This is a genomic window from Ensifer sp. (assembly GCF_031989085.1).
GTDB lineage: Bacteria > Pseudomonadota > Alphaproteobacteria > Rhizobiales > Rhizobiaceae > Ensifer.
Genome location: NZ_DALZXU010000002.1, coordinates 523,498 through 536,549, shown reverse-complemented (window position 1 = coordinate 536,549; position 13,052 = coordinate 523,498). Strand labels below are relative to the sequence as shown.

The window sequence follows — 13,052 nt, the reverse complement described above, 5'->3', positions numbered from 1 at the left end:
TTCAGGCGTTTAGGCCGGCGCGTTAAACCTTGAGCGCACGGTTGAAGACGCGCGACAGGCGCTCAGCGAAGGCGCGCGGATCCTGCGGCTTGTCGCCATCGAGGACGCGGGCCTGGTCGAGCAGAAGCTGGACGGCGTCGGTCCTGAAGGCGCTGTCATCGGCCGGGCAGGCCGCAATCGCTGCAATCAGCGCGTGGCCGGGATTGATTTCGAGGATCGGCTTGGCCGCGCCGTCGAGGCGTCCGGCGCCCTGCAGCATCTTTTCGAGCTGGCGATCGGGACCATGTTCCGGCGCGACCAGGCAGACGGCGCTTTCCGTCAGACGGTCCGAGGTGCGGACTTCCGACACGGCTTCTCCGAGCGTTTCCTTGGCGAAGGCGACGAAATCCGTGACCGCCTGGCTCGCTTCAGGCGCGCTGTCTGTGCTGCCTTCCGGCTTGGCGACACCGCCGAGATCAGCCGACCCTTGAGTGATCGACTTCATCGGCTTGCCGTCGAAATCCGGCGCCGACGTCACCCAGAAGCTGTCGACCGGATCGGTCAGCAACAGCACCTCGATCCCGCGTGCGCGGAAACCTTCGAGCTGTGGCGAGGCCTTGAGCTGGGCAAGGTTGTCGCCGGTCAGATAATAGATCGCCGACTGCCCGTCCTTCATGTCCTTGACGTAGTCGGCAAGGCTGCGCTGGCCGTCTTCGGACGTGGTCGTGCGGAAGCGTGACAGGCCGATCAGCTGGGTGCGGCGCTCGAAATCTTCGTAGATGCCTTCCTTCAGCACGCTGCCGAAGTTTTCCCAGACCTTGTCGAAAGCCTCGCGGTCGCTCTCGGCGAGCTTCTCGATTGCCGTCAGGACACGGTTCGTCACCCCCTTGCGAATGCTTGAAAGCAGAGGGCTTTCCTGGATCATTTCGCGCGACACGTTGAGCGGCAGATCCGATGTGTCGACCAGGCCGCGCACGAAGCGCAGGTAGCGCGGCAGCAATTCCGCCTCGTCGGTGATGAAGACGCGCTTGACGTAAAGCTTCATGCGTCCCTTGCGATCCTGATCGAACAGGTCGAATGGCTTGGAGCCAGGCACGAAGGCGAGCGCCGTATATTCATGCCGGCCCTCGGCGCGAAAATGAACGGTCAGGGCCGGGTCGTCGTACTGGCCGGAAACGCCACGGTAGAAGTCGGCGTAGTCTTCCTTGGAGATCTCGCTCTTCTGCTTGGTCCAGAGTGCCGTGCCGTCACCGACCGAAACCGGCTCGGCGCCGGGCTTTTCGACGATCGAGATTGGCACCGGTACATGCCCGGACTGGTCCTTGACGATGCGCTCGACCGTCCAGCGCGAGGTATAGGTCTTGGCGTCTTCCATCAGGTGCAGGGTGATGCGCGTGCCGCGTGCCGGCGCGTCTGCGAGATCTGCGGCTGCGACCGTGTAGCTGCCCTTGCCGTCGGACGACCAGACCCATGCGTGGTCGGAGCCGGCGCGCCTGGAGACGACATCGACGTTATCGGCAACCATGAAAGCGGAATAGAAGCCGACGCCGAATTGGCCGATGAGCTGTGCGCCCTCCTTGCCCTGCGCCGCCTCGACGCGCTCCATAAACGCGCGCGTGCCTGAGCGGGCAATGGTGCCCAGCGCTTCGACGAGTTCGTCGCGGCTCATGCCGATGCCATTGTCCTCGACGACGAGGCGGTTGTTCTCCTCGTCGAGCGTCAGCCTGATGCCGGGTGTGGTGTCGCCGGCCAAAAGCTCGGGCGAGACGATCGCCTCGTAGCGCAATTTCTCGCAGGCGTCCGCGGCGTTGGAAATCAGTTCGCGGAGGAAGACGTTCTTGTCGGAATAGACCGAATGCACCATCAAATGGAGCAGCCTGGCCACATCGGCTTCGAAGACATGTTTCTCTACGGACATTTCAGTTTCGCTCATCGCGGTGGGACCTCCTTTGGGTTTCGCCCCAATTGGCAAGCTGCGTCCGAAATTTCAAGGGTTGTCTTGTGGAGGACGTGTTTCTGTAAGATGCTGCAGTGCGAAGAACACGAAACTACAGATGAGAAGCGGGCGCCGTCGGCCGGCCGCGGACCCAGCAAATCGCGCCGCCGATCATTCGTGGCGACACCCCAATCCGGGTTGCGGTACGCATGTCGTTTCTGATGTAGATCAATACTTGACCACGCGCACCGCCCTATAGCGTTCGGTAACAGGCCAGACCCTCAACTGCACCGAGGAGTGGACAGCATGCCCAAGTCAACCTCCATCCCGACATTTGCTGACGCCTACGCCTATTCGCTGGATGCGTACCAGCGCTCGGTGCTGTTTCTCGACGTCATGCGCGAGCGCGGCGCCCAGTACGAGGAGCACCGCACGCAAACCGCTCCAAACGTGCTGGAGTTCGACGTCGAGCTCATCTGCGACGGACGCACGCTGGCTAAGCCCGTGAACTATGCCCTGGTCAAGATCGTTGCGCCCGACGGCATCGTGATTGACCCGTCGAAGCGGCCCTTTGTCGTCGTCGATCCGCGTGCGGGTCACGGTCCGGGTATTGGCGGCTTCAAGGCCGACAGCGAAATCGGCGTGGCGATGAAGGCGGGCCACCCCTGCTATTTCATCGGCTTCCTGCCGGATCCGGTGCCCGGTCAGACGATCGAGGACATCGCTCTTGCAGAGGCGATCTTTCTCGAAACGGTCATTGCGCGCCACCCGTCGGCGGACGGCAAACCCTGCGTGATCGGCAATTGCCAGGCCGGTTGGGCGGTGATGATCGTCGCTGCGCTCAGACCGGAGCTCTTCGGCCCGATCATTATCGCCGGGGCACCGCTTTCCTATTGGGCGGGCGTGAGGGGGCAGAACCCGATGCGCTATTCCGGCGGACTTCTCGGCGGAAGCTGGCTGACGGCGCTAACAGGCGATCTCGGCGCCGGCATTTTCGACGGTGCGTGGCTGGTGCAGAATTTCGAGAACCAGAACCCGGCGAACACGCTCTGGACCAAGCAATACAATCTCTATTCGAAGATCGACAGCGAGGCGGCTCGCTATCTCGGCTTCGAGCGCTGGTGGGGCGGCCACGTCACGCTGAACGCCGAGGAAATGCAGTTCATCGTCGATGAACTCTTCGTCGGCAACAGGCTAGCGGCTGGCGAAATCCGCACGTCGGACGGAACTGCGATCGACCTGCGCAATGTCCGATCGCCGATCGTTGTCTTCTGCTCGAAGGGCGACAACATCACGCCGCCGCAACAGGCGCTCGACTGGATTCTGGATCTCTATGACAGCGTCGACGAGATCCGCGCCTATGGCCAGACCATTGTCTACACGGTCCACGAGACGATCGGGCATCTCGGCATCTTCGTGTCGGCCGGTGTCGCGCGCAAGCAGCATGACGAATTCGCATCCAACATCGACCTGATCGATGTTCTGCCGCCTGGATTGTACGAAGCCGTACTGACGCCGACAAGCGACGTCACCGAAGGCAAGGAGTATACGTCCGGCGAATGGCTGATGCGCTGCGAACCGCGCACGCTGGATGATATCCGCGCGTTGGGCGGCAACGACGCTGAGGATGAGCGCCGTTTCGCCACGGCGGCGAAACTCTCCGATGTCAACCTTGCACTCTACCGCACCTATCTGCAGCCGGCAGTCAGGGCGGCGGTGACGCCGCCCATGGCCGCGGCGATGCGAAACCTGCACCCGCTGCGCCTGCAATATGCGATGTTCGGACCCGACAATCCGTTCATGGGTGGGGTGATGGCTCTGGCAGAGCAGGTCCGTGAAAGCCGTGAACCGGCAGGTGAGGGAAATCCCTTCGTCGCATGGCAGGAGAGCGTGTCGCGACAGATCGTCGACGGGCTTGAGGCATGGCGGCGGACGGCCGAATATCTCTCGGAGCAGAGCTTTAATGCCATTTACGGGTCTGCGACGCTACAGGCCGCGCTTGGCGTGGACGCCCACTCGGGGAAACCGCGCAAGGCAGCAAAAAGCCTTCTGCATCAAGAACTCGTCGAGGCGCGGATCGCCGACCTTCGATCCCGAATGGCTGAGGGCGGCACCTGCGAAGGTCTTGCCAGGTCCCTGATTTTCGTCGGCATGGCGCGCGGTGGCGCTGACGAGCGCGGTTTCGAGGCCGTGCGCCGGCTGCGGCAGGCGCATCCGGAGACGAGGCAACTTTCCCTTGCGGCCTTCAAGGCGGTGATGCGTGAGCAGTACTTCATGCTGCTGATCGACGAAGATGCTGCCCTTGCGGCACTTCCGACGTTGTTGCCGGAGGCGGTTGAGGAACGGCGATCGGCTTTCGCCGCCCTTCGTGACGTGCTCGATGCGTCCGGTGCGGTAAAGGGTGTCGCAGCAGAACGGTTGCAACGGGTGGCTACGCTCTTTCGTCTCGACAGCGGGCCGCCGGTCCCGATCGCCGCAGGCAAGACCATAAGCAACCGCAAAGCATCCTGATCGACAAGGGAGTTTCTACGTGGCCGAAGCAAGCGCACCGACGCCTGAACTGACCAAATACGACCGCCTTGTCGCAGCCGCGCGAGACGAAACACCTGCTGTCACGATCGTGGCGCATCCTTGCGACGAAACATCGTTGCGTGGCGCCCTGGAGGCGGCGCATATGGGCCTGATTGCGCCCGTTCTCGTCGGGCCGCAAGCGAAGATCCGCTCTGTCGCCGCGCAATATGGCCTCGACCTCGAAGGGCGCGAGATTGTCGACGCTCCGCACAGCCATGCCGCGGCCGCAAAAGCCGTGGCGTTGATCCGCGAGGGCCGCGGCGAGCTCCTGATGAAGGGTAGCCTGCACACGGACGAGCTGATGAAGGAAGTCGCCGCCTCGGCGACAGGGCTTCGGACCGATCGACGGATCAGCCACGTCTTCATCATGGACGTGCCGGGCCACGCCGAGACGTTGTTCATCACCGATGCCGCGATCAACATCTTCCCCGACCTCGAGGCCAAGCGCGACATCGTGCAAAATGCCATCGATCTCTGGGTGACGATCGGTCTTGGCGAGCCGCGCGTCGCCATCCTTTCGGCGGTGGAGACCGTGACGACGAAGATCCCCTCGACGATCGAAGCGGCTGCGCTCTGCAAGATGGCCGAGCGTGGGCAGATCACCGGCGGCCTGCTCGACGGCCCGCTTGCCTTCGACAATGCGATCGATCCGGAGGCGGCGCGCATCAAGGGCATCGTCTCTCCCGTCGCCGGCCGCGGCCAGATCCTGGTGGTGCCGGATCTCGAGGCCGGCAACATGCTGGCGAAGAACCTTACATTCCTTTCCCATGCCGATGCCGCGGGTATCGTGCTTGGCGCACGAGTGCCGATCGTGCTCACGTCACGGGCAGATTCGGTGCGCACGCGTCTCGCGTCATGTGCTGTGGCTGCCCTCTACGCGGCGAAACGGCGCCCACTAGAAGTCGCGGCGGTTTGACCATGGATGCGCTTCTCGTCGTCAATGCCGGGTCGTCCAGTCTCAAATTCCAGGTCTTCGGGATTACCGGTGCCGGCCTCGAACGGCAGGTTAAGGGCCAGATCGGCGGCATCGGCACGCGTCCGCGCCTCCAGGCGAAAGACGCGCAGGGCGCAGTGCTCGTCGACCGGAGCTACGATGCAGATGCCGTTCGCGATCTCCCCGCGGCCATTGCGGCGGCAAGGGATTGGCTGTTGACGCTGCAGGGCTTTCGCTTGCACGCCGTTGGCCACCGTGTGGTGCATGGTGGCCCAGACTACGCGGCGCCCGTGCTGATCGATGCCGAGGTCCTCGAGAGGCTGGCGAGCTATCAGGACCTCGCGCCGCTGCACCAGCCCAACAACCTCGCCCCCATTCGCCAGGCGATGGCGATTAACCCGGATGTGCCGCAGGTCGCCTGCTTCGACACCGCTTTCCACCACGGCCACCCCGAAGCGGTGAATTGCTACGCGATGCCGCGCAGCTTCTATGACGAGGGCGTGAGGCGCTATGGTTTCCATGGCCTCTCCTACGAATACATTGCGGGGCGTCTGCGTGAAGTCGCGCCGAAGGCTGCGCGCGGTCGGGTCATCGTTGCTCATCTCGGCAGCGGCGCTTCGATGTGCGCATTGAGCGACGGCCACAGCGTCGAGACGACCATGGGCTTCACTGCACTCGATGGCCTGCCGATGGGAACAAGGCCGGGCCAGCTAGACCCGGGCGTCGTGCTCTACCTCATCCTCCAGCGCGGCATGAGTGCGAAGGCCGTGTCGGATCTGCTCTACCACGAAGCCGGGCTCAAGGGTCTCTCCGGCGTGTCGAACGACATGCGCGATCTGCTGGCAAGCGACGATCAACATGCGAAACTCGCGATCGATCACTTCGTCTATCGCTGCGGGCTCAACGCCGGAATGCTAGCCGCCGCGCTCGGCGGTGTCGACGCCTTCGTCTTCACCGCGGGCGTCGGCGAGAATTCCGCCCCGATCCGCGCCCGGATCGCCGAGAGGCTGGCATGGCTGGGCGCCGAACTCGATCCGGTCGCGAACGACGCTGGCGCGATGACGATATCAACAGCTTCAAGCCGAATCGCGCTCTACGTTCTTCCGACCGACGAGGAACTGATGATCGCACGCCACACGCTCTCACTTCTCAAAGAACCTGCAGCCTGACCCAACGGAGCCGATCCATGTCCATTCCCGCAGCGAAGGCCAAGCTTCTCGATGGCCGCAAGGGGCTCGTCGTCGGTATCGCCAACGACCGTTCGATCGCATGGGGCTGCGCGCGCGCCTTTCGTGCCTTCGGAGCCGAAGTGGCCGTCACCTATCTGAACGACAAGGCGAGACCCCATGTGGAGCCGCTGGCGCGCGAACTGGAGGCGTCTATCTTCCTGCCGCTCGACGTGGCCATTCCCGGCCAGATGGAGGCGGTTTTCGAGGAGATCGAGAGGATCTGGGGCGAACTTGACTTCGTCGTGCACTCGATCGCCTTCTCGCCGAAGGATACCCTTGGCGGACGCGTGGTCGACGCCCCGCGCGAGGGTTTCCTGAAGACCATGGACATATCCTGCTGGTCGTTCATCCGCATGGCGCATCTGGCCGAACCGCTGATGAAGAACGGTGGCACGCTCTTCACCATGACCTATCACGGCTCGCAGGTGGTGGTGGAGAACTACAACATCATGGGCGTCGCCAAGGCGGCACTCGAAAGTGCCGTGCGCTATCTCGCGGCGGAACTCGGCCCGAAGGGCATTCGCGTTCACGCCATTTCGCCCGGCGCGCTTGCAACGCGCGCTGCCTCCGGCATCCCGGAGTTTGACGCACTGCTTGAAAAGACCAAGGTCAAGGCGCCGGCCCGAGAGCTCATCGACATCGACGACGTTGGCGCGGCCACCGCCTTCCTTGCGCATGACGCCGCCCGTCTGATCACGGGGCAGGTGCTTTATGTCGACGGGGGCTATCACATCATCGATTGAGCGCGAGGCCCGCGCGCCAAACGTCAGATGTTGCCCATGCAGAGATATTTCATCTCGAGATAATCCTCGAGCCCGTGGCGGGAGCCCTCGCGACCGATGCCGGATTGCTTGATACCGCCGAAGGGGGCAGCCTCGGAAGACATGCGGCCGGTGTTGATGCCGACCATGCCGTATTCGAGGGCCTCGGCCACGTGCCACACGCGCTTGAGGTTCTCGGCGTAGAAATAGGCGGCAAGGCCGTAGATCGTGTCGTTTGCCTCGGCGATCACCTGCTCGGCGGTCTCGAAGCGGATGATCGGGGCGATCGGGCCGAAGGTCTCTTCCTGCGCGACGCGCATGTCGGTCGTGATGCCGGTCAGCACCGTCGGCTCGAAGAAGGTGCCTGATGTGCCGATACGACGACCACCGGCGCGCACCCTTGCGCCCTTCGACGTGGCGTCGGCGACATGGGCTTCGATCTTCTCGATGGCGTGCCGGTCGATCATGGGGCCGATGGTGACGCCGGCGGAAAAGCCGTCGCCGACCGAGAGTTCGGCCACGCGGGCGACGAACTTCTCGGCAAAGGCATCGTGGACGGCCGCCTGTACGTATATGCGGTTTGCCGAAACGCAGGTCTGGCCGGCATTGCGGAACTTCGCCTGCACCGCGCCATCGACGGCCTCGTCGATATCGGCGTCGTCGAAGACGATGAAGGGCGCGTTGCCGCCGAGCTCCAGGCTCACCTTCTTGATTTGATCGGAGCACTGGCGCATCAGCAAGCGGCCGACCTCGGTCGATCCGGTAAAGCTGATCTTGCGTACCTTGGGATTGCTGCAAAGCTCGCGGCCGATTGCGGCGCCCTCGGACGCGTACAGCAGGTTGACGACGCCAGCCGGGAAACCGGCTTTCTCGGCGAGCACGAACATGGCGCCGGCGACGAGCGGCGTCTGTTCGGCCGGCTTCAACACGATGGCGCAGCCGGCGGCGAGCGCCGGGGCGATCTTGCGGGCGACCATCGAGGCCGGGAAATTCCATGGTGTGATCGTGCCGACGACACCGACGGGCTGTTTGATGACAAGCATGCGCCGGTCATTGGCCGGCGCTGGAAATGTTTCGCCGTAGATGCGCTTTGCCTCTTCGGCGTACCATTCGACATAGGCGGCGGCATGCAGCACTTCGCCCTTCGATTCTGCGACCGGCTTGCCCATTTCGGCAGTCAGGATGGCTGCCAGATCGTCCGCATGGGCGACGATCAAGTCGTGCCAGCGGCGCAGCACGGCGCTTCTGTCCTTGGCCGGCTTCGCCGCCCAAAGGCTTTGCGCGGCAGCGGCGGCGTCGATTGCAGCACTTGCCTGTTCGATGCCCATATCCGGCAGGGTCGCCAAAAGTTCGCCTGTCGACGGATTGAAGACGTCGAAGGTCTCGCCTGCCCAGGTCCCCTGCGCATGCGCAACGCCGTCCAGCGCGGCAAAGAGGCCGGCATCGCGCAGGTGTTTGGTCAAAGCGGGTGTCAGGGTCATGATGGGCATCCTCCAGCGATGCCCGTCGCATGCCGACCGGCCCGCTTCCTGTTTGTTCTTGCGGGCGTCGTTCCTCCCGACGCCCGGAGCCATTTCAACGGCCCGGACAACCGCGTTAGCGGTCGCCCGGCGAAGCGTCAACCGCGCGCTTGGAGGATCGATGCTTCGAGGATGTCGAGTGCCTCAGCGAACACCTCGTCCTGGATGGTGATCGGAGCCAGGAAGCGGATGACATTGCCGTGCACGCCGCACGTCAAAAGGATCAGTCCCTTGTCGAGTGCGATCAGACGGACCTTGTTGGCAAAGTCGGCGCTCGGCAGATTGGTCTTCACATCGTTGAATTCGACGGCGTTCATGAAGCCGGGGCCGCGGATGTCGACGATCTCGGGTGCCTGCTCGCGGATGGCGGCGAGGCGTTGCTTCAGGCGGCCGCCGAGCTGTTCGGCGCGTTCACAAAGCTTCTCCTCGGCGATGACGTCGAGCACGGCATGGGCTGCCGCAACGCCGAGCGGGTTACCGCCATAGGTGCCGCCGAGGCCGCCTGGCGCCGGCGCGTCCATGATTTCGGCGCGGCCGGTAACGGCCGCAAGCGGAAAGCCGCCGGCCAGGCTCTTTGCCATCGTCATCAGGTCGGCCGCGACCTCATGGTGATCCATCGCGAACATCTTGCCGGTGCGGGCAAAGCCCGTCTGGACCTCATCGGCAATCAGGAGGATGCCGTGCTGGTCGCAGATCTCGCGCAACGCCTTCATGAAGGCGGCCGGAACCGGATAGAAGCCGCCTTCACCCTGCACCGGCTCGATGATGATTGCGGCAACGCGGCCCGGATCGACATCGGCGGCAAAAAGCTTCTTCAGCGCCGCAAGCGACTGCTCGACGGTGATGCCGTGAAGCTCGATCGGGAAGGGGGCGTGGAAGACGTCGCCGGGCATGGCGCCGAACCCAACCTTGTATGGGACCACCTTGCCGGTGAGTGCCATGCCCATGAAGGTGCGGCCGTGGAAGCCGCCGCCGAATGCGATCACCGCCTGGCGGCCGGTCGCTGCGCGGGCGATCTTCACCGCGTTTTCGACGGCCTCAGCGCCGGTCGTGACGAAGATCGTCTTCTTTGCAAAGTCGCCGGGCGCCAACGCGTTGAGGCGCTCTGCGAGATGCACATAGGTCTCGTAGGGCACGACCTGGTGGCAGGTATGGGTGAAACGATCGAGCTGCGCCTTAACGGCCTCGATCACCTTCGGATGGCGATGGCCGGTGTTGACGACGGCGATACCGGAGGCGAAGTCGATGTAGCGGTTGCCTTCCTTGTCCCAGATCTCGGCGTTCTCCGCACGGTCTGCGTAGATCTGCGTGGTCATGCCCACGCCGCGGGATATGGCAGCGTTCTTACGATCGGTGAGGCTAGTCATGGCGCGTGTCCTGTTGCTGGCGGAGGCAATATATTGCATTTTTTCTGCAAGATTATTCGGGAAGTGGTACATCTTTCAAAATGGAATGCAAATCAAATTTGGTGATCGAGAGAACACCGCGGCTGATGGGGCATTCTTGTAAAAGGCGATGGCGGGCGGGTAAGTTCGACGGCGCGCGAGCGCGGCGCAGATTCGTGCCGCCGTGCGCAGACAGATAGGGAAGCGGAAAATGGGCGGCGTGCGCTACAAAGTTGCAGAGGCGGCACGATTGGCGGGCGTCTCCGCCTCGACGCTCCGATTGTGGGAGACGCAAGGACTGGTTGTGCCGGAGCGTTCGCTCACGGGCCACCGGCAGTATACGGAGGGTGATCTCGCGCGACTGAAGCGGATCTCCTGGTTCCGGGTCGAACGGGGACTTAATCCCGCAGCCATCCGGGAGGCGCTCGAAGCCGAAGGTGGCGGGGACGACGACGCGCCGGCGCCAGGTGACAACGGCATCGACAATCAGGTCGGCCGGAAGCTGCGCAGTCTACGGCACGCCGCCGGCCAGACCCTGGAACTGGTCGCCGGCGAAATCGGCATTGCCGCCTCCGCGCTCTCGACACTGGAGCGCACGTCTCAGGGCGTATCGGTCGCGGTTCTGCACAATATCGCTGAGTATTTCGGAACGACGGTCTCGAGCCTGTCGGGTGAGGCCGAGGCCGATACCCGCGCCGTCGTTCGCGCTGGAGAGTGGCGCGCCTGGCCGAAGACCACGCCTGGCGTCACCGTGCAACTGCTTGCCGATGGCCGCAACCAGATGGATTGCCACCGCTTCGTGCTCGAGCCCGGCGCGTCGAGCGAGGGCGCCTATCGGCATGAGGGCGAGGAATTCGTCTATGTGCTTTCGGGACGGGTCGAGTTCATTCTCGACAACGACCAATTCTACGACCTCGATGTCGGCGATTCGCTCTACTTCGAAAGCAAACGCCGCCACGCCTGGTCCAACCGGCATGACGGCGAAACTGTACTCTTATGGATCAACACGCCGCCGACATTCTGACGACGGCGTGCTTCGTTTCGATCAGGCGGCGGCGTAGCGCTTTGCCATCTCCGGCAGGCGCAGCGTACGGATCTTGGAGGCCTTGCCGGCGGTGCGGAAAGCTTCGAAGCGTTCGCGGCAGACTTCCGTCATCAGCGCCGTTGCCGGCTTCAGGTAGGTGCGCGGATCGAAATTCTCCGGGTTTTCGACGAAGTTCTTGCGGATCGTGCCGGTCATGGCCAGACGCAGGTCGGTGTCGATATTGACCTTGCGCACGCCGAGCGGGATCGCCTTCTGGATTTCCGATACCGGAACGCCCCACGTGGGCTTCATTTTGCCGCCATAGGCGTTGAACAGATCCTGCAGATCCTTCGGAACCGACGACGAACCATGCATGACGAGGTGGGTGTTCGGCAGGCGCTTGTTGATCTTGGCGATGGTTTCGATCGAGAGAATGTCGCCATCCGGCTCGCGCGTAAACTTGTAGGCGCCATGGCTGGTGCCGATGGCAACTGCGAGCGCGTCGACACCGGTCTTGGTGACGAAGTCGAAAGCCTGCTCCGGATCGGTCAGCAGTTCCTCGCGCGACAGCTTGCCCTCGAAGCCGTGGCCGTCTTCCTTGTCGCCGGCGCCGGTCTCAAGGTTGCCGAGGCAGCCGAGTTCGCCTTCGACCGAAACGCCGGCCGCGTGCGCGATCTTCACGACTTCCGCCGTGACGGCGACATTGTATTCATAGCTGGCGACGGTCTTGCCGTCCTTTTCCAGCGAACCGTCCATCATGACCGAGGTGAAGCCGTTGGTGATGGCCGAGATGCAGGTCGACGGCTGGTCGCCATGGTCGAGATGCAGACACACCGGGATATGCGGATATTCTTCGGCGGCGCCGAGGATCAGATGGCGAAGGAAGGCGTCGCCGGCATAGGAGCGGGCGCCGCGGCTTGCCTGGAGGATGACGGGAGAATCAGTGGCGTCGGCAGCACGCATGACGGCCTGAATGTATTCGAGATTGTTCACATTGAACGCCGGCAGCGCGTAGTCGTTCTCCGCCGCATGGTCGAGCAGTTGCCGCAATGTGATCAATGCCATTCGATAATCTCCCTATAGTGTTTGGACGCACACTGATGCGCCACGAAAAATGGTCCGGCGAGGCACCGCACGTGGTTGCACCGACGCCTGTCGATGGCTGGATGTGTCGTGCGGCGTGACAACGCGTGCGAAATGGTCGCGCCCACCGAAGTCAGGCGCACAATAGTTCATCAAAGTGGTTTGGCAACGGGCGACAGACGGGCTGCGAGGGGGCGGGAGACGCTTCAATCGATTTTACTGTGGACTGGATGCAACAGCTTCAATCTAACCGTTTCGCTTTCTGGTGGTGTGCCCCGGATCGACGAGCCAATCATGCCAAATACCACTTTCCCGCGCGGCATTGGCTCGTTGCACCGAGCCGGAAAACGCCTATAGGGAACGCCGGCTTTGTCACATTTTGGCTGTCCTGCAAGAAGATTGCGGCAAAGCCCCTGTTTCTTTCCGCACATTACGTAAACTGCGTCTTGAATTCACGAAGTTTGCATTGTCGCCGATTCCCGCCGGCGAGCCGGGAGCGTGGGACCCGTATCTAAAACGTTGCAGTAGATTGGCGTGGATTGTCGCCTGCGCGTCACATCGCCGTCGCAAAAACGACGAAATGGATCGCAAACGAAATACAATCTGTGGTTTCGTAAAATTGTGGCTCTA

Annotated in this window: 9 protein-coding genes; 5 read left to right on the top strand and 4 right to left on the bottom strand. The window is 63.0% G+C overall.

Annotated features, from left to right (window positions below):
- Nucleotides 1-22: 22 nt before the first annotated feature.
- Nucleotides 23-1,912 carry a molecular chaperone HtpG gene (gene htpG / locus RTP54_RS15355; protein ID WP_112809532.1) on the bottom strand — a complete coding sequence of 630 codons (1,890 nt, stop codon included), beginning with the start codon at nucleotides 1,910-1,912 and terminating at the stop codon, nucleotides 23-25.
- 309 nt (nucleotides 1,913-2,221) lie between these two features.
- Between htpG and RTP54_RS15350 the strand changes: the two genes are divergently transcribed.
- The 4 genes from RTP54_RS15350 to fabI are packed head-to-tail and all read left to right on the top strand — an operon-like array spanning nucleotide 2,222 to nucleotide 7,392.
- Complete coding sequence (locus tag RTP54_RS15350; protein WP_312363897.1) at nucleotides 2,222-4,426, top strand: DUF3141 domain-containing protein; 2,205 nt, start codon at nucleotides 2,222-2,224, stop codon at nucleotides 4,424-4,426.
- Between the two features lie 19 nt (nucleotides 4,427-4,445).
- Entirely contained in the window at nucleotides 4,446-5,402 is a 957-nt protein-coding gene (locus RTP54_RS15345; protein ID WP_112809530.1) for a phosphate acetyltransferase, read from the top strand.
- A 2-nt stretch (nucleotides 5,403-5,404) separates the two neighbouring features.
- A complete protein-coding gene (locus RTP54_RS15340) occupies nucleotides 5,405-6,589 on the top strand; it encodes an acetate/propionate family kinase (RefSeq protein WP_312363895.1) in 1,185 nt (394 codons plus the stop codon).
- A 17-nt stretch (nucleotides 6,590-6,606) separates the two neighbouring features.
- Nucleotides 6,607-7,392 (top strand): enoyl-ACP reductase FabI, encoded by a 786-nt coding sequence (gene fabI, locus RTP54_RS15335; protein ID WP_112809528.1) that lies wholly within the window; start codon nucleotides 6,607-6,609, stop codon nucleotides 7,390-7,392.
- Between the two features lie 23 nt (nucleotides 7,393-7,415).
- Here the strand turns inward: fabI and RTP54_RS15330 are convergent, their stop codons facing one another.
- Together RTP54_RS15330 and RTP54_RS15325 are read right to left on the bottom strand one after the other, a co-directional pair.
- Nucleotides 7,416-8,891, bottom strand: coding sequence for an NAD-dependent succinate-semialdehyde dehydrogenase (locus RTP54_RS15330; RefSeq protein WP_312363893.1), 1,476 nt, complete (start codon nucleotides 8,889-8,891; stop codon nucleotides 7,416-7,418).
- A 137-nt stretch (nucleotides 8,892-9,028) separates the two neighbouring features.
- Nucleotides 9,029-10,297 carry a 4-aminobutyrate--2-oxoglutarate transaminase gene (locus RTP54_RS15325; protein ID WP_112815299.1) on the bottom strand — a complete coding sequence of 423 codons (1,269 nt, stop codon included), beginning with the start codon at nucleotides 10,295-10,297 and terminating at the stop codon, nucleotides 9,029-9,031.
- A gap of 229 nt (nucleotides 10,298-10,526) precedes the next feature.
- On the opposite strand from RTP54_RS15325, the gene RTP54_RS15320 reads away from it, so the two are divergent.
- Nucleotides 10,527-11,339 (top strand): cupin domain-containing protein, encoded by an 813-nt coding sequence (locus RTP54_RS15320; protein ID WP_312363892.1) that lies wholly within the window; start codon nucleotides 10,527-10,529, stop codon nucleotides 11,337-11,339.
- 21 nt (nucleotides 11,340-11,360) lie between these two features.
- Here the strand turns inward: RTP54_RS15320 and fba are convergent, their stop codons facing one another.
- Nucleotides 11,361-12,404: a class II fructose-bisphosphate aldolase gene (fba, locus tag RTP54_RS15315; RefSeq protein ID WP_312363891.1), complete on the bottom strand. Its 1,044-nt coding sequence runs from the start codon at nucleotides 12,402-12,404 to the stop codon at nucleotides 11,361-11,363.
- Between the last annotated feature and the right edge of the window lie 648 nt (nucleotides 12,405-13,052).